This window comes from Quatrionicoccus australiensis, assembly GCF_020510425.1.
GTDB classification, from domain to species: Bacteria; Pseudomonadota; Gammaproteobacteria; order Burkholderiales; family Rhodocyclaceae; genus Azonexus; species Azonexus australiensis_A.
This window is the reverse complement of the sequence record NZ_JAHBAH010000001.1, coordinates 2,879,704-2,899,972: the sequence shown is the minus strand read 5'-3', so window position 1 is coordinate 2,899,972 and position 20,269 is coordinate 2,879,704. Positions and strand designations below refer to the sequence as shown.

General features: G+C 61.0%; 17 protein-coding genes. 3 read left to right on the top strand and 14 right to left on the bottom strand.

Going from position 1 to position 20,269, the window contains the following annotated elements:
- Nucleotides 1-73: 73 nt before the first annotated feature.
- The 12 genes from KIG99_RS13960 to KIG99_RS13905 all read right to left on the bottom strand — a co-directional run bounded on the left by KIG99_RS13960 (nt 74) and on the right by KIG99_RS13905 (nt 15,072).
- The gene (locus KIG99_RS13960) at nt 74-1,651 is read right to left on the bottom strand and encodes an HD domain-containing phosphohydrolase (protein WP_226460706.1); all 1,578 of its coding nucleotides are present in this window, start codon (nt 1,649-1,651) and stop codon (nt 74-76) included.
- Nucleotides 1,652-1,660: 9 nt separating this feature from the next.
- Nucleotides 1,661-2,533, bottom strand: coding sequence for an ATPase, T2SS/T4P/T4SS family (locus KIG99_RS13955; protein WP_226460705.1), 873 nt, complete (start codon nt 2,531-2,533; stop codon nt 1,661-1,663).
- An 84-nt stretch (nt 2,534-2,617) separates the two neighbouring features.
- Nucleotides 2,618-3,385: a 3',5'-cyclic-nucleotide phosphodiesterase gene (locus KIG99_RS13950; protein WP_226460704.1), complete on the bottom strand. Its 768-nt coding sequence runs from the start codon at nt 3,383-3,385 to the stop codon at nt 2,618-2,620.
- A gap of 2 nt (nt 3,386-3,387) precedes the next feature.
- Nucleotides 3,388-5,598 carry a CHASE2 domain-containing protein gene (locus tag KIG99_RS13945; protein WP_226460703.1) on the bottom strand — a complete coding sequence of 737 codons (2,211 nt, stop codon included), beginning with the start codon at nt 5,596-5,598 and terminating at the stop codon, nt 3,388-3,390.
- 19 nt (nt 5,599-5,617) lie between these two features.
- Nucleotides 5,618-6,313 (bottom strand): FHA domain-containing protein, encoded by a 696-nt coding sequence (locus KIG99_RS13940; protein WP_226460702.1) that lies wholly within the window; start codon nt 6,311-6,313, stop codon nt 5,618-5,620.
- Between the two features lie 15 nt (nt 6,314-6,328).
- Complete coding sequence (locus KIG99_RS13935) at nt 6,329-7,150, bottom strand: Stp1/IreP family PP2C-type Ser/Thr phosphatase (protein ID WP_226460701.1); 822 nt, start codon at nt 7,148-7,150, stop codon at nt 6,329-6,331.
- A 25-nt stretch (nt 7,151-7,175) separates the two neighbouring features.
- Nucleotides 7,176-9,698 (bottom strand): CHASE2 domain-containing serine/threonine-protein kinase, encoded by a 2,523-nt coding sequence (locus KIG99_RS13930; protein WP_226460700.1) that lies wholly within the window; start codon nt 9,696-9,698, stop codon nt 7,176-7,178.
- Nucleotides 9,699-9,775: 77 nt separating this feature from the next.
- Nucleotides 9,776-10,732: an ornithine cyclodeaminase family protein gene (locus KIG99_RS13925; protein ID WP_226460699.1), complete on the bottom strand. Its 957-nt coding sequence runs from the start codon at nt 10,730-10,732 to the stop codon at nt 9,776-9,778.
- Between the two features lie 32 nt (nt 10,733-10,764).
- Nucleotides 10,765-11,466, bottom strand: coding sequence for a TerC family protein (locus KIG99_RS13920; RefSeq protein WP_226460698.1), 702 nt, complete (start codon nt 11,464-11,466; stop codon nt 10,765-10,767).
- 63 nt (nt 11,467-11,529) lie between these two features.
- Nucleotides 11,530-12,423: a succinate--CoA ligase subunit alpha gene (gene sucD / locus KIG99_RS13915; protein ID WP_226460697.1), complete on the bottom strand. Its 894-nt coding sequence runs from the start codon at nt 12,421-12,423 to the stop codon at nt 11,530-11,532.
- An 11-nt stretch (nt 12,424-12,434) separates the two neighbouring features.
- Nucleotides 12,435-13,595, bottom strand: coding sequence for an ADP-forming succinate--CoA ligase subunit beta (gene sucC / locus KIG99_RS13910; protein WP_226460696.1), 1,161 nt, complete (start codon nt 13,593-13,595; stop codon nt 12,435-12,437).
- A gap of 136 nt (nt 13,596-13,731) precedes the next feature.
- A complete protein-coding gene (locus KIG99_RS13905; RefSeq protein WP_226460695.1) occupies nt 13,732-15,072 on the bottom strand; it encodes an MATE family efflux transporter in 1,341 nt (446 codons plus the stop codon).
- 127 nt (nt 15,073-15,199) lie between these two features.
- On the opposite strand from KIG99_RS13905, the gene paaK reads away from it, so the two are divergent.
- Entirely contained in the window at nt 15,200-16,495 is a 1,296-nt protein-coding gene (gene paaK / locus KIG99_RS13900; RefSeq protein WP_226460694.1) for a phenylacetate--CoA ligase PaaK, read from the top strand.
- A 48-nt stretch (nt 16,496-16,543) separates the two neighbouring features.
- Here the strand turns inward: paaK and KIG99_RS13895 are convergent, their stop codons facing one another.
- Complete coding sequence (locus tag KIG99_RS13895) at nt 16,544-17,245, bottom strand: fumarylacetoacetate hydrolase family protein (protein WP_226460693.1); 702 nt, start codon at nt 17,243-17,245, stop codon at nt 16,544-16,546.
- 135 nt (nt 17,246-17,380) lie between these two features.
- On the opposite strand from KIG99_RS13895, the gene KIG99_RS13890 reads away from it, so the two are divergent.
- Nucleotides 17,381-18,358 (top strand): type IV pilus assembly protein FimV, encoded by a 978-nt coding sequence (locus KIG99_RS13890; protein WP_226460692.1) that lies wholly within the window; start codon nt 17,381-17,383, stop codon nt 18,356-18,358.
- Here KIG99_RS13890 and KIG99_RS13885 read toward each other — a convergent pair.
- Complete coding sequence (locus tag KIG99_RS13885; RefSeq protein WP_404817905.1) at nt 18,355-19,101, bottom strand: Nif3-like dinuclear metal center hexameric protein; 747 nt, start codon at nt 19,099-19,101, stop codon at nt 18,355-18,357. The two genes, KIG99_RS13890 and KIG99_RS13885, sit on opposite strands and share 4 nt — an antisense overlap.
- Nucleotides 19,102-19,114: 13 nt before the next feature.
- Between KIG99_RS13885 and KIG99_RS13880 the strand changes: the two genes are divergently transcribed.
- Nucleotides 19,115-20,266, top strand: coding sequence for a Do family serine endopeptidase (locus KIG99_RS13880; protein ID WP_226460690.1), 1,152 nt, complete (start codon nt 19,115-19,117; stop codon nt 20,264-20,266).
- The last annotated feature ends 3 nt before the right edge of the window (nt 20,267-20,269 follow it).

The following is a 20,269-nucleotide window of genomic DNA, read 5'->3' as shown; positions in this document are numbered from 1 at the left end:
TCACCCTAACAGTGCCGCGAATTGGCAATTTTCGGATATCACTTCCTTTTCGAAGTCCTATCAATCAACTGCTTTAACAAGCTTCTGTCAGAAAACTCTCGGCATACGCCTGAAAAACACGCTCCGAGACAAATAACCGATACAAGTCAGGATCAATGTGCCCGTCGCCGCATAGACGATCCATGATTTTCAATGCCTCTGGCAAACGCATCCCAGCCTTGTACGGCCGATCCTTGGCGGTCAACGCTTCAAAAATATCGGAAATGCCCATCATGCGGGCCTGCCAGCTCATTTCTTCGCGCTTGAGGCCTTTCGGGTAGCCTTTGCCGTCCATGCGTTCGTGGTGGCCGCCAGCGTATTCCGGCACATTTTTCAGGTGCTTCGGCCAGGGCAGTTGTTCCAGCATGCGGATGGTGGCGACGATGTGGTGGTTGATGATTTCGCGCTCGTCGGCGGTCAATGTCCCGGCCCGGATACTGAGGTTTTCCAGTTCGTTGTCGCTCAGGAAGGGCACCTCTTCGCCCCGCTCATTACGCCAGTGATAGTTCTGCGCAATTGCGCGAACGCGCGCAAGGTCCTCATCGCACATGCGCTCGCTACCCATGTTGGCAAAGCGCAGGAATTCGCGCTCGGCGTCCAGCGTCGCATTGTTTGCCGCGAGTTTTTCCCGGACCTGGGCCGCATCGGCGCCATCGATGATTTCTTTCAGCGCGGCGATTTCGGCATCGCGCTTGAGCACTTCAAAACGCGTATCAACCAGATGGATACGGTCAAAGATGGTTTGCAGCTTGGTGGCCTTGTCGACAACGTGAACCGGTGTCGTGATCTTGCCGCAATCGTGCAGCAGGGCAGCGATGCGCAGTTCGTAGCGATCCTTGTCGGTCAGGTGGAAGTCGGCGAGCGGACCTTCGCTGGTCGCATTGACCGCCTCGGCGAGCAGCATGGTCAGCTCCGGCACGCGCTGGCAATGACCGCCGGTATAGGGCGACTTTTCGTCAATCGCCAGATTGATCAGTTTGATGAAGGACTCGAACAAGCCCTCCAGTTGCTGCACGAGTTGGCGGTTAGTCAGCGCGATCGCGGCTTGCGAGGCGAGCGACTCGGCAAGGCGTTGATCCGCCTGGGAAAACTCGACGACGTCGCCGGTTTGCGGACTGAGTGCGTTGATCAGCTGCAGGACACCGATGATTTCGCCTTCGTGGTTCTGCATCGGCACGGTCAGGAAGGAATGCGAGCGATAGCCGGTCCGTTCGTCGAATTTGCGCGTGCCGGAGAAATCGAAGCCGGCTTCGCAGTAGGCATCGGCAATATTGACCGTTTTGCCATTAATTGCGGCGTGGACCGCCACCATGCTGTCGTTCGCAGAACCATCTTCGCGATACAGCGCCAGATCGGGAAACTTGCCCGACGTCGGTGGCGCATCGCTGCCACCGAAGGCAATGTCCAGCGAGTCGGTGCGCACGATCTCGAAATGCAGGCGCTGCCTGTCTTCGGAAACCAGATAGAGCGTACCGCCATCGGCGCGGGTAATGGTCTTGGCAGCAAGCAGGATTTTTTCGAGCAGCCGGTTCAGGTTACGCTCGTTGGAAAGCGAAGCGCCGATGTCATTGAGCTGTTCAAGACGGCAAAAAAGATCATCAAGGGTTTCCATGCTCGGTTCCTATTTGATACACACCGCTCTGACCTGCTTGCTATCGGTGATGCCCTGCATGATCTCGTCGATGCCATCCATTTTCAGGGTTCGCATGCCTTCGTTCAAGGCACAGGCAAGAATATCGGCGACCCGGGCCTTTTCCTGAATAATTTTTCCGTGGCATCGCTGCCGGCCAGCCATTCGTGCAGACCGACGCGCCCCCGCTAGCCGGTAGCGCTGCACGCCGGGTAACCGCAAGCGCGACAAAGCGTGAACTGTCCATCCTTGGCGTAGCGACTGTGCCACTCCTGCCGAATCGCGTTCAAACGCGGCTTCCGGATCCTTTTTCCAGGCATCGGCGTGGGCCAACTCGGCACAGCATTCCTGCAGCAAAGCCTCGATCTCGCCAGCGTCCGGCTGATAGGCCTCCTTGCAATCCTTGCACAGGCGCTTGCCGAGACGCTGGACGAGAATGCCGAGCAGCGCATCGGAAAAGTTGAACGGATCCATGCCCATGTCGAGCAGGCGGATGATCGATTCCGGCGCCGAGTTGGTATCCAGTGTCGCAAAGACCAAGTGCCCGGTCAGCGATGCTTCGATGCCGATACCGGTGGTTTCCGGATCGCGCATTTCGCCGACCATGATGACGTCCGGATCGAAGGTCAATACCAGCAGGCCTTCTACCATCTCTTCGAGCGGCAACCAGGCATTGGCATCGACGTAGTCACGCTTGATGTTGCGTAGGAGATCGACCGGCTTGATGCGATCCGCACGAAACAGCTTGCAGATGTCCTGCGATAGTTCGAGCATGATCTGGTCGACATTGCTCGTCGCATGCACCCGGTTGGTCACGGCCTGCAACTTTTTCAGAAACAGCAGGCGGCTGGCGACATCAGTCATTTCTTCTCCAATTATCCAGTCGACCGGACAGACAGCCTTTGCGGCGAGACCAGGCAAGCTGGTGGTGCACCATTCAGCGGCATTTCAAAACTCGAAAACTTGATTGTTCTGCAGCATGCGCGGCCGGTAATCGGCGAGGCCGGTTTCGATTTCTGTCATGGTCAGTTCAATCTGCCCCGGCTTCAGGTGCGTGATGTGGATTTCACATGCACGCGCCAGGCTCTGCAATTCCGCCGCCAGCAGGCTGGGGCAAAGATGCTGCGACAACCTCGCCAGCCCCTCCTCGCGATTGGAGAAGGCGCATTCGATGAGCAGGTATTTGAGATTCTCTATCCGGTTGACCGCCTGCCAGAACGCAGGACAGATGCCGGTATCGCCGGAGAAAACCAGGCTGCCGGCACCGGAATCAAGACAATAGCCGACCGCCGGCACCGTGTGCTCGACCGGCAAAGCGGTGATGCGGCGACCATCAATGCTCAGTGTTTCCGCCAGCGCAATGCTCTGGAAACGCATGACCGGATGCTCGGCATTTGGAATCTCGGTAAAGTCAGGCCAGATCGACCAGTTGAAGATGTGTTTCTTCAAGACGGTCAACACGGCGGCAGAGGCATAAACGGTCAGCGGCTTCTCGCGCCGGTCGGCCACGGTATCGATCAGCAGCGGCAATGCGGCGATGTGATCAAGATGGCAGTGGGTCAGGAAAACGTGGTCGATGGCGGCCAGCTCGGCGATCGACAGATCAGCGACACCGGTCCCGGCATCGATCAGGATATCGTGATCGACGAGCAGCGAAGTGGTCCGCAGGTGCTGCCCGCCGATGCCGCCGCTACAGCCAAGGACTCTGAGTTTCATCGCTATTTCACCTGGAAGACGGTTACCCCATCCCAACCTTCACCCGGCGGATGCGCCCGCAGATGGGCAATCCGCTCGATATACAACTCGTACAGCCGGCACGCCGAAAAGCGCTCGCGCAGGATGCACAGTTGCAGTTCGGCCTGATCCCAGTCCTGCACCCGGTAACGGCTCAGCGCATGCTGCCACAAGCCCAGCTCATCGCGGCTGGCGGCCGGCAATTCGGCGCTCAGGCCAAGCGGCTCGTAAATCGCGACCGGTGCGTCCTTGCCCTTGACACGTACCCGGTCAAGTTCGCGGAAGGTGATGTCATCGACCTGGCGCCGTGTTTCCTCACCGACCACGATGTCGACACCGTATTCCTTGGTGATGCCTTCGAGACGCGAAGCGAGATTGACCGCATCGCCCATCACCGTATACGCCTTGCGGACCGGCGAGCCCATGTCGCCGACCGTCATCGTTCCGGTATTGATCCCGATGCCGGCCTGCAAGGCCGGCCAGCCACGCGCCCTGAACGGTTCAGCCAGCTCGCGCAGGCGCTGCCGCATGCCCAGGGCGGTCAACACCGCGTGGCGGGCATTTTCCGGATCATTCACCGGCGCCCCCCAGAAAGCCATGATGGCATCGCCGATATATTTGTCGAGCGTGCCGCGCTGCTGCCGGATCACTTCGGTCATCGCCCCGAAATACTCGTTCATCAGCCGCGCCAATTCCTTCGGCTCCATCCCCTCGGACATGCTGGTAAAGCTGCGGATATCCGAGAAAAGCACGGTCAGTTCCTCGTTCTGCCCTTCCATGCTGTAGCTCTCGGGATTCTTCGCCATTTCGTCGACCAGTTCCGGCGGCACGTACTGCCCGAACAACTCGGCGAATTGCCGCTTGGTCCGCGATTCGACGAAATAACCCCAGGACATGTTGAGGCCATAGAGAATCAGCACCGACAGCACGCTGGCCGCAAGCGGCATGACCAGATTGGCCGACGACCACAGGAGCATGTTGATGCCAAGCAGCGCGAACAGCGTCGCGACGGCCAGCAGGGTTGCCCGGAAAGGCGAGAGCAAGGGCAGCAACACGACCAGCATGCCGCCAAAGAGCAGCAACTGGATGACGTCGATGGCCAGAACGAAGCCCGGCTTGTCCTTGATGCTGCCTTCAAGCATGCCGGCAATCAGGTTGGCATGCACCTCGACCCCGGGAAAACTCCCCCCCACCGGCGTCGACCGCAAATCCATCAAGCCTGGCGCCGTTGTCCCGACCAGCACGATGCGCCCGGCTAGTTGCTCGGCAGAAACCCGGCCACGCAGCACGTCGACCACCGAGATGTAGGGGAAGCTGCGTTCATAGCCACGATAGGGAATCAGCGCCGAAACATGTTCGTCGACCGGAATGCGCAGCGAGCCACGCGGCGAATCGACCTCCAGCCACTCGATTGCCGACTCGGCATCGGGAAAACCGGGACGGAGTTCGCCATGACCAAGCAAGGTACGCACTACCGCCAGGGACAGCGCCTCGTAATAGGCCCCCTGGTATTCGACGACCAGCGGCACCCGCCGCGAATTGCCGTCGAAATCGACCAGCGGATTGAAATGCCCGGCACTGCTGGCCGCCGCCTGCAAGGCCGGCAGGTTGGCACCGTAACCGGACCACGAAACGAAGGGGATCCGCCGCCCGGCAAAGGCACCAGGCGGAAAGGCCGGCGCCGGCAGGGCACCGTTACGCTGGGCGTTGTCCTGGCTGGAAAAATAATAGCCCAGCACCACCGGTCGACCGCGCAGGGTATCGGCAAATACGCGGTCGTAATCCAGCGTCGAGCGCAGATCCTGCAAGGCCCGCTGATAGCTCGGCTCGTTTTTCAACTGCTGGCGACCGATGCTCTCCAGCACCTTCAACCCGGAACTCTCGTCCGGCTCGGCAAACACGACGTCGAAGCCGACCACCGCAACCTTGTAATCGTCGGTCAGGCGCCGCACCAGCTCGGCCAGCGTATTGCGCCCCCAGGGCCAGCGCCCGACTTCGGCCAGGCTCTTCTCATCGACGTCGACGATGATGATGCGCTCATCGACCGTGCGCGGCATGGTCAGACGCAGGCGGACATCGTAGAGATAGGCATCCAGCGCCGAAACAAAGGGAATTTGCCAGGCACGCCCGGCATGACCGAGCAGTACCAGCATACAGAGCGCGCCGAGCACGAAACGAACGAGATGTTTTTTCATGGCCGCGGCGCGCCGGACATCAGGTCTTCAGGAAAAATTCCATCTTGATGCCGGCAATCTCGATAACATCGTGATCCTTGAGCTGATAGGCTTGGGCATCGAGCACCTCGCCATTGACGATGGGAAATTGCGTCCCTTCGACATGCGTGATGAAAAAGCCGTTCGGCCGCTTGGCGATCACCGCCACCTGCAGACCAGGCTTGCCCAGCGTGGTCAGTGTCTTGGTGAGTTCCAGCTCCTTGCCCATGTTGGCACCGCTGAGCAGTTGCACGGCGGCCGAGGCAACGGCAACGCCAGCCACGTTGCTGCGCGTCCCGACATTGCTGCGCGTGGCGCTCTCGACCAATTGCATGTCCTCCGGACGCAGGGGCGTGGCGCGCGGCGCGGCAGCCCTTTCATGCTCGTCGATGGTGGCAGCGGTATCGCTGAGATCTGCCATGTACTTGAGCTTGTACTTGCCCAGTTCGACAACATCGTTGTTGCGCAGGAAGTGCTTCTTGATCGGCTGGCCATTGACCAGCGTCCCGTTGGTGCTGTTCATGTCCTCGAGAAAAGAGTCGTTGAGGATGGTGACAATCGCCGCGTGCTCGCCGGAGATGGCGAGATTGTCGATCTGGATGTCGTTGTGCGGCTTGCGACCGATGGTCAGGCGCTCCTTGTCGAGCTGAATTTCCTTCAGTACCAGACCGTCCATTGAAAGGATCATTTTTGCCATGTTGCCAGCCTCATCTCATTTGAACCGGGCCAGCAGCTTTTGCCACCAGCCGCGTGGTACGGCAAAACTGCTGTGTACCCGTACCAGAATTACCGAAATATTATCCCGACCGCCATTGCCGTTGGCCAGTTCGACCAGTTCCTCGGCCGCCAGCGACAAATCGCCCCCCAGCACCCGCAGGACATTGGCGATTTCCTCATCGTCGATCATGTCGTTCAGACCATCCGAACAAACCAGGAAAAGATCGCCCGGCAACACAGCATGTGCGTGGATTTCCGTTTCGACAAAGGGATCGACCCCGAGCGCCCGGGTCAGCAAATTCTTGTTGTGCGAATGACGCGCTTCCTCTGCGCTAATCATGCCACCATCAAGCTGTTCCTGTAAGAGGGAGTGATCCCGTGTCAGTTGCTCGAAACGACCATTGCGCAAGCGATAAAGCCGGGAGTCACCAAGATGCGCGACCAGCACCCGGTTATCGTAAAAGTGGGCAGCAACCAGGGTTGTTCCCATGCCGGCGTATTGCGGCTGGCTCTCGGACGCGTTGAACACCGCCACATTGACGGCCGAAACTTCGTCAAGCAGGCGCTGCTGCAAGAAATCCGCCGTCATGACCTCGCCATCCGGCACGGATGGCGGGCTCAGGAACTGGGTCAGGTTGCTGGCCAGCAGGGTGGTGGTCATGCCACTCGCCACTTCGCCGGCGTTGTACCCGCCCATACCGTCAGCCAGGATGGCCAGTCCGAGACTGGCATCGGCAAAAACCGCATCTTCGTTATGCGAACGAACCATACCCGGATCGGTACGGGTAACCATTTCCAGCGCGTCGGCAAGCCTCATGGGCTGCACTCCAGACGTATTTTTTTCAAGAGACGTGACTTTCTGGCGAATTCAGGCAGGCACGCAGGGCAGCAGCCATTTCCGCCCCCTGCTGGTAGCGCTGCGCGGGGTTCTTGCTGAGCGCCTTGGTGATGACCGCCACAATACCAGCAGGCAAGTCAGGTTTGATACTCAAAATATCCGTGGGCGACTCGTTGGTGATCCGGAACATCAGTTGTGCCATGGATTCGCCGCTAAACGGCAGTTGACCGCTGCACATCTGATAAAGCATGACGCCGAGCGAAAAGAGGTCGGAACGGCCATCGATCTTCTTGCCGGCGAGTTGCTCGGGGGACATGTATGAGGGCGTGCCCAGCACCATGCCGGTCCGCGTCCGCGACGAGTCGGTGATCCGGGCGATGCCGAAATCGGTGACCTTGAGCTGGTCGCTGTCTGGTTCATACATGATGTTGGCGGGCTTGATGTCGCGATGCACGACATGGTTGCGGTGCGCATAATCCAGCGCATCGGCTACGCGGGCGACAATCGACACCACTACGGGCAAGGGCAACAGTCCAGCCGGCCTGGTCTGCGGCACGAGATCGCGTCCGCTCAGGAACTCCATGGCGATGTAGGCCAGATCATGCTCTTCGCCGGCATCGTAGATGGTGACGATATTGGGGTGATTGAGACGCCCGGCCGTTTCTGCCTCGCGGAAGAAACGCTGTTTGACCTCGTCCAGCTCGTCGGCGTCGAACTCCTGCGCCAGCGCCATGGTCTTGATCGCGACGACGCGATTGATCTTCGGATCGCGCCCTTGATAGACCACGCCCATCGCGCCCTTGCCGAGTTCCTTCTCGATCTTGTAGCGCCCCAGCATGGCCTGCTCGACGCCCATGACCAGCGTGCCGTTAACCGTCTTGCCGTTCGCACCGGCGAGTAGCACGGCTTCCGACATCTGCTTGGCGCGCTGCAGGCGTTGTGCCACATCGCGGAATTGCGGGTTGAAGTCGGCGACATAGCGGAACACTGCCTCGGCCTTGTTGAACTGCCGCTTGCGCTCGTAGTCGAGCGCCAGGTTGTACATGTTTTCCAGCAGGCCGGCGTCCATCGGACACTTGCGGAACTTGTCGAAGGCCATGTCGAGCTGGCCCTGCCCCTGAAAAGCCAGTGCCAGCATGCGGTTCGACTCGGCGGAATCGAGTTCCGATTTTTCCTTGCTGCGCTCGGTGACGAGATAGCGCTTGGTGGTCAGCAGGAGATGGCCGAGCAGCAACAAGCTGGTCGCACCCATCAATTGCACCCAGATTCCGGCTCCCAGCATCAGCCCGAAGTGACTGCCGAGCAGCGCAAAAAGGCAAAGCAGCGTCAGCAAACCGCCGGCGGCGGCTGACAGACGCGGCAACAGCAGGATCAGATAGAGGCCGACCGCGACCTTCGCCGCCAGGCTGGCCCATTCAGCCCAGGCCGGCGTCAGGAAAAAGTGCTCCTGCAGGATGCTCGACACGGCATGCGCCAGGGTCAACACCGGCGCCATGCTTGGCGAAACCGGCGTCACCTGCGCCGAGCCGACACCGGCGGCCGTGGCACCAATCAGGACGATCTTGCCGGCATACTTGCCGGGCGGAATCTTGCCGGACAGGACATCGTAGAAAGAATCGACCGGAAACGCCGGTCGACCGTCCCGATCCTTGTAAAAATAGGTATGCATCGCCGTCGACCGGTCGGTCGGGATACTCAGCTTGCCGAGCCGGACTTCGCGCCCCAGTTGCACCGTGATGTCGGCCGGCCCGAGATTCAGGCTGCGCGCGGCAATCGCCAGCGACAGCGCCGGGTAGAACTGATCGAAATACTGCACGACCAGCGCTTCCGCCCGGATCCCGCCATCAACGTCAGGCAAGGTATTGAGGTGGCCGAGCGCCTGCGCCTTGCTGCCCAGCAGCTCGATCGGCATTTGCACCTGCGACGCCGGCAAGGCCATGCCGCCGCCATCCGCCACCTGCGCCAAACGATTGGCCTGGATGAAATCCGGCAAGGGTTTGTCCGGCCGCCCCTGCGCCGCTTCCAACCGGAAAAGCAGCGGCAACAGGACATTGCCGGCATTGGCATAACTGCTCGCCAGGCGGACATCGGTATTGAGCGCCGCCTCGGCTTCGCCGAGCACGGCCGATATTTTTTCCAACTCGGGCGATGGTGCAGCATTTTCACCCTTGCTCTGCTCGACCATGTCGATCAGGCGGGTAACGTAGCCATAGCCGGCATCAAGCTGCGGCTCGGAGAAGAAGATGGTGTTGGCGACCAGCTTGACCTGCGCGCCGGCCAGCCGATCGGTCAGGCGGGCATGCATATCGCGTGACCATGGCCAGCGACCAAGGTTGGCAATACTCTGGTCATCGATGGCGATCACAGCAATGCGATCGGAAGCGGTCTTGTCTGAAGCCTGCACCGCCAGGTCGTAGGCCTTGCGCTCCAGGCTCTGCAGCAGATCGCCGCCACCGGCGAGCAGCATCAGCAGGGTGAGGACAACCCCGAGAAACCAGTCCGACTTCCAGAACGCGGCTTTCGCCATCCTCCCAACCCCTTAAAATCACCGCTGGCATATCGCCCGGGCATCTTTTTACGCCAGGCAAGGCCGGCGGTCAAACCTTACCGCAAGGGAATCTCCACCCCCAGCCCCTGCGCCTCGGCCGCGGCCAGCACGCGCAACGCCACCGCCAGATCCTGGATGGCCATGCCTTGCGATTCGAAAACGGTAATCTGGCCGGCGTCCGTACGGCCGGGATGCCGACCGATGATCACATCACCCAGTTCGAGCATCTGCCGCGGATGCAGACGCCCCTTTTCGAGCAGCGGCAGCAGGTCACCCGCTTCGGCCAGCGCCGTCGGCACGGCATCGACGGCAATCAGGTCGCAACGCTTCAGGGCCGCTTCCGACAACTCCTGGCGAATCAGCGCATTCGAACCGGCTGCATTGATATGCGTTCCCGGCTCCAGCCATTCGGCGTCAAACAACGGCTGCGCTGCGGTGGTTACGGTTCCGATCAAGTCGCTGCCACGCACGAGTTCTTCGGCATTGGCCGCCGGCTCGACCGCAACACCGGTCGCCTCGCTCATGCGCTGGCAAAAAGCCTGCAACTTGTCGGTCTTGCGACTGAACACCTTGACCCGCTCCAGCGGCAGGGCGGCGCAGATAGCGCGCACATGGCCTTCCGCCTGCCAGCCGGCACCAAACACGCCGGCCACGGTCGAATCCGGCCGCGCCAGCCAGCGCGCAGCCAGGCCGCTGGTCGCCCCGGTCCGGATCATGCCGAGATAATCAGCCTCGATCACGGCGCGCAATTGACCGCTGGCCGCATCGAACAGGTGCACCAAAAAACGGTTGCCGCTGCGATTGCTGGTATAGGCCTTGTAACCAAGTACGCCCTGGGCCGGCAAGGCACCTTGCAGGATATGCAGTACCGTTTGCGGCAAGCGCGAGCGGGCGCGCGGCGTATCCAGGGCTTGACCGAGCGCCAGGTCACGATGTGCCGATTCGACCCCTTCCAGAGCCATCTCAACGGTCAACAGCTTTTTTACATCATTTTCCGAGAGAAACAGGGCCACGCCGAACTCCTAACATCTCTAAAATCATTACATCAAACGATGGTGACATCCTGACGCGCCAGCATCCGCTGCTCAAGCCAGCGTCCAAGCACCACGACCAGCAGCGCACCAACGGCGCCAGCCACCTTTGCTGACCAAAGCGGCAGCGGCGGCAGCAAATCAAGTACACCGGGGTCGGTGAATATCATCTGGCCGGCGACATAGCCGAGCAAGGCAGCACCAAACAGCACGATGGACGGGAAGCGCTCCATCCAGTGCAGGATCAACTGGCTCGACCAGACGATGAGCGGAATGCTGACCGCCAGCCCGAAGAGCAGCAAGGCCAGACTGCCGTGGGCAGCACCGGCGACGGCAATCACGTTATCGAGGCTCATGACGAAATCGGCAACAACGATCGTCTTGACCGCTCCCCACAAGTGGGAGGATGGCTTGATGTCGTGCCCCTCTTCGTCTTCCGGCAGCATCAGCTTGACGGCAATCCAGATCAGCAGCAAACCGCCGCCCAGCTTCAACCAGGGCAGGTTCATCACCAGCGCCGCAAAGACAGTCAGCACGACGCGCAGGCTGACGGCACCGGCCACCCCCCAGAAAATACCTGTACGCCGTTGTTCCGGCGCCAGATTGCGACAGGCAAGTGCAATCACCACGGCGTTATCGCCAGAGAGAACGATATCGATCAGGATGATCTGACCGACGGCAATCCAGAATGCAGCAGAGAAAAAATCAAGTTCCATGAATACCAGACGAAAAAAAGGCGGACATGCAGCCCGCCTTTTTGGTTGAGCAAGGCTCGAATTTTACAGCAGAGCCTTCAACAGCTTGGCCATTTCGGACGGATTGCGCGTCACGGTGAAGCCGCAGGCTTCCATGATTTCCAGCTTGGCATCTGCCGTATCGGCACCACCGGAAATCAGGGCGCCAGCGTGGCCCATACGCTTGCCGGCCGGTGCGGTAACACCAGCGATGAAGCCAACCACCGGCTTCTTCATGTTTTCCTTGCACCACATGGCAGCTTCGGCTTCGTCAGGACCACCGATTTCGCCGATCATGATGACAGCGTCGGTATCCGGATCGTCGTTGAAAGCCTTCATGACGTCGATGTGCTTCAGACCGTTGATCGGGTCACCACCGATACCGACGGCAGACGACTGGCCCAGACCGATTTCGGTCAATTGGCCAACGGCTTCGTAGGTCAGGGTGCCGGAGCGCGAAACCACGCCGATGCGACCCTTGCGGTGGATGTGACCCGGCATGATGCCGATCTTCACTTCATCCGGGGTGATCAGGCCAGGGCAGTTCGGGCCGAGCAGCAGGGTCTTCTTGCCGCCAGCGGCTTCCTTGGCCTTCATCTTGTTGCGCAGGATCAGCATGTCGCGAACCGGGATGCCTTCGGTGATACAGATGGCCAGATCGAGGTCGGCTTCAACGGCTTCCCAGATCGCGGCAGCGGCACCCGGGGGCGGCACGTAGATCACGGAAACGGTAGCGCCGGTTTCGGCGGCAGCTTCCTTGACCGAAGCGTAGATAGGAATATTGAAGATGGACTCGCCGGCCTTCTTCGGGTTCACGCCGGCAACAAAGCATTCCTTGCCGTTTGCGTATTCCTGGCACTTTTCCGTATGGAACTGACCGGTCTTGCCGGTGATGCCCTGGGTAATGATACGGGTGTTCTTATTGATGAAAATGGACATTCAATAGCTCCTTACTTGACCGCAGCGACGATCTTGGTGGCGGCTTCGGCCATGGAATCGGCAGAAATGATAGGCAGACCGGAATCCTTGAGGATCTGCTTGCCCATGTCTTCGTTGGTGCCCTTCATGCGGACGACCAGCGGCACGGCCAGATTGACTTCCTTGGCAGCGGCAACGACGCCGGCAGCAATGGTGTCGCACTTCATGATGCCACCGAAGATGTTGACCAGAATGCCCTTGACCTTGGTGTTCTTGAGCATGATCTTGAAGGCTTCGGTCACCTTCTCGGTCGTGGCACCGCCACCGACGTCGAGGAAGTTGGCCGGCTCGGCGCCGAACAGCTTGATGGTGTCCATCGTGGCCATGGCCAGACCGGCACCGTTCACCAGACAGCCGATGTTGCCGTCGAGGGAGATGTAGGCCAGATCGAACTTGGAAGCTTCGATTTCGTCGGCATCTTCTTCATCCAGGTCGCGCATGGCGACGATTTCCTGCTGACGATAGAGGGCGTTGGAGTCGAAGTTGAACTTGGCGTCAATGGCCTTGACGGTGCCGTCGCCTTCGTGGATCAGCGGATTGATTTCGGCCAGCGAAGCATCGGTTTCCATGTAGCAGGTGTAGAGCTTCTTCAACGTGTCGATACACTGCGGAATGGAGGCTTCCAGCATACCCATGCCCTTGGCCAGTTCCAGGCCTTGCTCGTCGGTCAGGCCGACCAGCGGGTTGACGAAGACCTTGACGATCTTTTCCGGGGTGTTGTGGGCAACTTCTTCGATGTCCATGCCGCCTTCGTAGGAGGCCATGATCGCGACAGACTGCGTGGCGCGGTCGGTCAGCGCTGCAACGTAGTACTCGTGCTGGATGTCAGCGCCTTCTTCGATCAGCAGGTGACGAACCTTCTGGCCTTCCGGACCGGTCTGGTGCGTGATCAGCTGCATGCCGAGAATCTGGCTGGCGTATTCGCGCACTTTTTCCAGGGAGGTTGCGACCTTGACGCCGCCACCCTTGCCACGGCCACCGGCGTGAATCTGGGCTTTGACGACCCAAACCTTGCCGCCCAGGGTTTCTGCTGCCTTGACCGCGTCATCGACGGTCGTGCAGTGAATCCCGCGCGGAACCGTAACGCCGAATTTTTTCAGGAGTTGTTTGCCCTGATATTCGTGAATTTTCATGCGCTTTCCTTGCGTTTAGTTGAGTTGCGAGCAATGAGCAGTGGCCGAGTTTCCCCCTGACCCCGCCCGGTTATACCGTCTTGGACCCAAAATATTACCACATACGGCAAAAATCATTGCGGGCCAAAATTCATAATTACGGCGCCGATTCCGTACCTCGAACCGCCTGCCATAGCAACGGCCCCAGCAAGAGCGCGGCACACACCAGGCTGGCCACCGAGCCGAGCCAGAAACCGTCGATGCCGAGCGGAGGCGAAGCGTGATAACACAGCCACCAGCCGCCCCACAGGCCGACACCCCAGAAACAGAAAGTCTGGATCAACATCGGCACGAAGGTCACCCGGTAGGCACGCAAAACATGGCCGGCAACCGTCTGCAAGGCATCAAAGAACTGATAGAGGGCAATATAGGCAACCAGACTCATGGCCACCGCCCGCACACCAGGATCATCCGTGTAGGCAGCCACCAGCGGCGCTGCTGCCAGCCAGAGCAATCCACCGAGCAGAGTCGACAAGCCGGCGGCGAGCAGCAGGCCGGCACCGATCACGGCATGCGCCCGCGGCCAGTCGCGCGCCCCGACCGCCTGCCCGACAGCGGAAAGCGTCGCAATCGCCAGCGACAGGGGAAGCATGTAACAAAGCGCGGCCAGATTGGCGACGATACGATGCCCGGCCACGATCTCTGCCCCCAAGGGCGCGACAAACAGGGCAATCAGCGTAAACGCCGTAATCTCCACCAGATTGGAAAAGCCCATCGGCAAACCAAGGCGCAACAACTCCCGCCAGGTTTTCCCGTCCGGCTTTTTCCAGTCGGAGAACGGCCGGTAACGCACCCCCAGCGGCCCGTAGGCGAGATACGCGCCGGCCGCCAGACAGGCCACCCAGGCGATCACGATATTGGACAGGGCGCAGCCGGCCACACCCAATGCTTCGCCCAGCCAGCCTTGCAGGGCGAAGCCCCAGGCCAGGACAGCATGCAGCGGCAGCGCCGCCAACCCGATCACCATCAGTACGCGCGGTCGCCCCAGTGCATTACAGAAGGCATAGAAAGTCCGATAGCAAAGCGAGGCCGGCAAACTCCAGGCCAGCATCGCGAGGTACAACCGGACCTTGCTCTCGACCGCCGCTTCCATTCCCGCCATGCCGAGTACAGCACCGGGATGGGTCAGAAACAGCACGCCCGGCACACTCAGCAGCAAGGCCAGCCAGAATCCCTGCTGCAGGACACCGGCCACCTCCCCGTCGCGCCGCGCGCCGTGCAGGTGCGCAACCAGCGGCGCCACCGCCTGCAGAATGCCGACCAGCGCGAACACCACCGAAATGTGAATACCGCCGCCAATGGCCACCGCCGCCAGGTCGAGCGGACTGACATGGCCGAGCACGGCGGTATCGACCACCATCATGCCGATGGAGGAAAGCTGGGCGATCAGGATCGGGAAGGCATGGGCAAGAAGCCCGCGGACGGCGGCAAGAAGCATGACGGGAATTGTCGCATGCGGCATTTGCCGGCCAGCGGTCGACCGGCAAAAACATGCAGAATTGATCTGGCTCAAGCGCGGCTTCCGGTCGGCAAACGAAAATTCGGGGCTGAGGAGGAGTTACATAATGAATAAAGGCCTGCACGCCATAGAAACCGCCAGCCGCGACGAAATCGTGGCACTCCAGACAGAACGTCTCAAATGGACACTGCAGCACGTCTACGCCAATGTGCCGCACTACAAGGCAAAGTTCGACGCCGCCGGCGTCCATCCGGATGACTTCCGCCAGTTGTCCGATATCGCCAGATTTCCGTTCACCACCAAGCAGGATCTGCGCGACAACTACCCCTACGGCATGTTTGCCGTACCGCGCCAGGACGTCGTGCGCATCCACGCCTCGAGCGGCACGACCGGCAAGCCGACCGTCGTCGGCTACACGCAGAAGGACATCGACACCTGGGCTGAGTTGATCGCCCGTTCGATCTACGCTTCCGGCGGGCGCAAGGGCGACATCGTGCATGTCGCCTACGGCTACGGCCTGTTCACCGGCGGCCTGGGCGCCCACTACGGCGCCGAAAAGCTCGGCTGCACGGTGATCCCGATGTCCGGCGGGCAGACCGAAAAGCAGGTCCAGCTGATCTGCGATTTCAAGCCGAACATCATCATGGTGACGCCGTCCTACATGCTCAACATCGCCGACGAGTTCCGCCGCCAGGGTATCGATCCGCGCAGCACCGAATTGCGCATCGGCATCCACGGCGCCGAACCGTGGACCGACGCCATGCGTGGCGAGATCGAAAAGGCCTTTGATATCGACGCCATCGACATCTACGGCCTGTCCGAAGTGATCGGCCCGGGCGTCGCCAACGAGTGCGCCGAGACCAAGGACGGCCCGGTGATCTGGGAAGACCATTTCTACGCCGAAGTCATCGACCCGCTGACCGGCGAAGTCCTGCCCGATGGCAGCGAGGGCGAACTCGTTTTCACTTCGCTGACCAAGGAAGCGATGCCGGTCATCCGCTATCGCACCCGCGACCTGACCCGGCTGCTGCCGCCAACCGCCCGCTCGATGCGTCGCATCGGCAAGATCACCGGCCGTTCGGACGATATGCTGATCATCCGCGGCGTCAATGTCTTCCCGTCGCAGATCGAAGAGTTGATCCTCCGCCAGCCCAAGCTGTCGCCGCATTACGTGCTGGAAGTCACCCGCGACGGCCACCTCGACTCGATGAAGGTGAATGTCGAGCTGAAGCCCGAATTCGAGTTTGCCAGCGGCCCAGAAAAGGAATTCGTGGCGCACGACCTGCAGCACCACATCAAGTCCTACATCGGCATTTCGGCCAAGATCGACGTGGTCGAAATCGGCGGCATCGAGCGCTCGGTCGGCAAAGCCAGGCGCGTCATCGACAAGCGGCCAAAATAAGCGACAAGCTGAAAAACGGCGGCACATGGCCGCCGTTTTTCATTGCACTCAGACGATGCGCGCCTGCAGGCGCGCCACGCCGTCAACTCCTGCCGCCAGCACATCACCCCGCAGCAGAGGGCCGACACCGGCCGGCGTACCGGTATAGATCAGGTCGCCGGCCGCCAGACATACCGACTGCGACAGATTGGCAATGATGTCCGCCACTTTCCACATCATCGAGGCGAGATCGCCGTCCTGACGGACCTGCCCATTGACCGTCAGCCAGATCCGTCCACTGTCCGGATGGCCGCACTGCGCAACCGGCTGGATCACGCTGATCACCGCCGACTGGTCGAAGCCCTTGCCCATGTCCCAGGGATGGCCTTTCTCCTTGGCGCGCGCCTGCAGATCGCGCCGGGTCAGATCGAGGCCGACCGCGTAGCCGAAAATCAGCTCTTTTGCCGCGTCGACCGCTACGTCGGCACCGCCGGCGCGCAATGCGACAACCAGCTCGACTTCATGGTGCAGATTGGCCGTCTGCGGCGGATAGGCCACCGCCAGTTCACCGTCACCACCCACAAGCGCATCGCCCGGCTTCATGAAAAAGAACGGCGGCTCGCGTCCGTCGGCCTGATCGATCGCGCCCATTTCGCGCGCATGCTCGGCGTAATTGCGCCCGACACAAAACACGCGGCGCACCGGAAACAACTGATCGCTACCCGCAACCGGCAAAGCCGAATTGGCAACCGGAGAAAAAACAAATGGCATAAAATTCACCCTGAACGAAAAAGCAGCTGAGAAGTGTGCAATATTTCACCCATCTGTCGCCAGTACAATGCCGGAATGGAATTAACGAGAACAACAGGCCGCCTCGCAAAAACAAAGCGAGCCACCCTGCCCCTGATGCGCCGCCTCATGCTCGCCAGCACCTTGCTGAGCAGCGTTGCCGGCGCTGCAGGGCTCGGTGAAATCAACCTGCACTCGCGCATCGGTGAGGAATTGCTGGCGGAAATCCCGCTGACCGGCAACGCCAGGGAAATCAACGATGCCGCCTGTTTCACGCTGGCCCCGATCCCTGGCGCCGACCTGCCGGTCATCACCAATGCCCGCATTCGCTTGGTGCAGAACAGGAATGGAACACACCTGCTGCTCATCGGCAGCAAGCCGCTCGCCGAACCGGTCTTCAGCATCAATCTGAAAGCCGGTTGCGGCATTGACTTGCAGCGCACTTACGTTCTGATGCCGGAAGCGCCGCTACCGGGAACCGTCGCAATCGAAAGCAATCCCGCGCCTCGCAGCACACCGCCGCGGCCAGCACTCGCCCCGGCCTCGCCGCCCGCGACCAAGACAAGCCAGGCGCCCAACCGCGGCAAACAGGCTAAAGCCGCGCCGCCCTCCAAGGCACCTGAACGCCGCGCCGCCGCCAATTCGACGCCACCGCGCCCGCAGACAAGCAGCGAAATCGCACCGCGCAGCACGCAAGCCATGCCGAGCACAGGCGACCGTCTGGTACTGAGCGCAGCACCGGTCGACTTCGGTATAGCCGAAAATCCACCGGCGGCCGGCAATCCGGGCTCCGAGATGGAACAACGCGTACTCAGGATGGAAACCTCGCTGAGCACGCTCAACCAGGAAATGGATGCCCTGCACACTTCGCTGACCCTGAGTACCGAAATGCTGACCGCCAAGCATGAGCTGCAACTCGCGCAAAGCCTGCAGCAGCCGGCCATCACGACCAGCGCACCGGTCCCGGCGGCAGCCCGCAGGGGATCCGGCAACAACTGGCTGCAGCTCCTGCTCAGCACGCTGGTCGGCGGCCTGGTCGCCGCCGGAGTTGCCCATTTCGTCAGCCGCCGCCCGACGACGCGGGCCGCCCGCTAGACCGGATTGTCGATATCGATGAAACGGCAGTCGAGAGCGAACTTTTCGCTCAGATGCGCCGCCAGTGCCTGCACCCCGAAACGCTCGGTCGCATGGTGGCCGCAAGCCAGGTAGGCGACGCCGCTTTCCCTCGCCAGATGCACGGTCTGTTCGGAAATCTCGCCGGAAACATAGGCATCGACCCCGAGCGCGATCGCCTGCTCGAAATAGCCCTGCGCACCGCCTGAACACCAGGCAATCCGCCGGATCGGCCGCGCCGGGTCGCCGATCAGCAAGGGCTGGCGTCCCAGCAATTTTTCCAGCCTGGCGGCCAGTGCGCCGGCATTGTCCGTAGCGGTCGACTGCCCCAGCCAGGCAATTTCCTGCTCGCCAAAACGCCCCTCCGGCAGCCAGCCCATGCGACTCGCCAGTTGGGCGTTGTTGCCGAGCAGCGGATGGGCATCGAGCGGCAGATGATAGGCCAGCAGATTGATATCGTGATTGAGCAAGGTACCCAGGCGGCGTTTGCGTATGCCGGTGATACGCCCATCCTCGCCTTTCCAGAAATAGCCGTGATGCACCAGAATGGCATCAGCAGCACAGTCGACCGCTGCGTCGAGCAGCGCCTGACTGGCCGTCACCCCGGCCACGATGCGCCGGATGACCGGGCGTCCTTCCACTTGCAGGCCATTTGGGCAATAATCCCGGAACTTGGCGAGCTCAAGTAATCCATCCAGATATTCCACCAGCGCTTCACATTTCACGATACGGTCTTTCATGCAGAGGTTGTGGCTGATTTTTGCACAAACGGTGACTGTTGCGGTCGCCATTCTGTTCGTCGTCACCACCCTGAAACCCGAGTGGCTGCCCCATCGCGGCGGCGTCGTCGCCCTCCAGGAAGCGCCCGCCATTGCCGGCGAAGAAGCGCGCACCCCGGGTTCCTACCGTGATGCCGCGCGCTCGGCCCTGCCCTCCGTCGTGCATATCTACACGACACAGGAAATCAAGGCGCAACGCCATCCGCTGTTCGATGACCCGATTTTCCGCCATTTCTTCGGCGACCGCCCGGAAGGCCAGCCGCAGCGCAATTCCGGGCTCGGCTCGGGCGTCATCGTCAGCGCCAACGGCTATGTCCTGACCAACTACCACGTCATCGAAGCGGCCGACGACATCCAGGTTTCATTGAACGACGGGCGCACGCTCAAAGCAAAAGTCATCGGCAGCGACCCCGAGTCCGATCTCGCCATCCTGCAGATCAAGGCCGACAAGCTGCCGGCCATCTCCTTCGGCCAGATGGACAACCTGCGCGTCGGCGATGTCGTCCTCGCCATCGGCAATCCGTTCGGCGTCGGCCAGACGGTGACCATGGGCATCGTCTCGGCACTCGGCCGTTCGCACCTCGGCATCAACACCTTCGAGAATTTCATCCAGACCGATGCGGCGATCAACCCCGGCAATTCGGGCGGCGCCCTGGTCGATATCTACGGCAACTTGGTCGGCATCAACACTGCGATCTACTCGCGCACCGGCGGCTCGCTCGGCATCGGCTTCGCCATACCGGTCTCCAGCATCAAGAGCATCATGGAGCAGATCATCCAGAACGGCGCCGTCACGCGCGGCTGGATCGGCGTCGAAGCCCAGGAAATCACCGCCGAACTCGCCGAGTCCTTCGGCCTGCCCGACACCGAGGGCGCGCTGATCGCCGGTGTCGTACGCAGCAGCCCGGCCGACAGCGCCGGCATCCGCCCCGGCGACGTCCTGCTCGCAGTGGCCGGCAAACCAGTCAAGGATCCGCAGGTCATGCTCGACCTGATCGCCGCCCTCAAACCGGACGAGCGCACGCCCTTCCGCCTGCGCCGCGACAAGAACATTCTCGAAGTCCAGGTCAAGATCGGCAAACGGCCGGCCCTGCGGGCACCCCAGGAGTAAGCC

Coding starts and splice junctions, on each gene's coding strand:
- KIG99_RS13880 (WP_226460690.1), top strand. CDS start 19,115: ATGCAGAGGTTGTGGCTGATTTTTGCACAAACGGTGACTGTTGCGGTC.
- sucD (WP_226460697.1), bottom strand. CDS start 12,423: ATGTCCATTTTCATCAATAAGAACACCCGTATCATTACCCAGGGCATC.
- KIG99_RS13935 (WP_226460701.1), bottom strand. CDS start 7,150: ATGAGGCTTGCCGACGCGCTGGAAATGGTTACCCGTACCGATCCGGGT.
- KIG99_RS13950 (WP_226460704.1), bottom strand. CDS start 3,385: ATGAAACTCAGAGTCCTTGGCTGTAGCGGCGGCATCGGCGGGCAGCAC.
- KIG99_RS13930 (WP_226460700.1), bottom strand. CDS start 9,698: ATGGCGAAAGCCGCGTTCTGGAAGTCGGACTGGTTTCTCGGGGTTGTC.
- KIG99_RS13945 (WP_226460703.1), bottom strand. CDS start 5,598: ATGAAAAAACATCTCGTTCGTTTCGTGCTCGGCGCGCTCTGTATGCTG.
- KIG99_RS13920 (WP_226460698.1), bottom strand. CDS start 11,466: ATGGAACTTGATTTTTTCTCTGCTGCATTCTGGATTGCCGTCGGTCAG.
- paaK (WP_226460694.1), top strand. CDS start 15,200: ATGAATAAAGGCCTGCACGCCATAGAAACCGCCAGCCGCGACGAAATC.
- KIG99_RS13905 (WP_226460695.1), bottom strand. CDS start 15,072: ATGCTTCTTGCCGCCGTCCGCGGGCTTCTTGCCCATGCCTTCCCGATC.
- KIG99_RS13955 (WP_226460705.1), bottom strand. CDS start 2,533: ATGACTGATGTCGCCAGCCGCCTGCTGTTTCTGAAAAAGTTGCAGGCC.
- KIG99_RS13890 (WP_226460692.1), top strand. CDS start 17,381: ATGCGCCGCCTCATGCTCGCCAGCACCTTGCTGAGCAGCGTTGCCGGC.
- KIG99_RS13960 (WP_226460706.1), bottom strand. CDS start 1,651: ATGGAAACCCTTGATGATCTTTTTTGCCGTCTTGAACAGCTCAATGAC.
- sucC (WP_226460696.1), bottom strand. CDS start 13,595: ATGAAAATTCACGAATATCAGGGCAAACAACTCCTGAAAAAATTCGGC.
- KIG99_RS13940 (WP_226460702.1), bottom strand. CDS start 6,313: ATGGCAAAAATGATCCTTTCAATGGACGGTCTGGTACTGAAGGAAATT.
- KIG99_RS13895 (WP_226460693.1), bottom strand. CDS start 17,245: ATGCCATTTGTTTTTTCTCCGGTTGCCAATTCGGCTTTGCCGGTTGCG.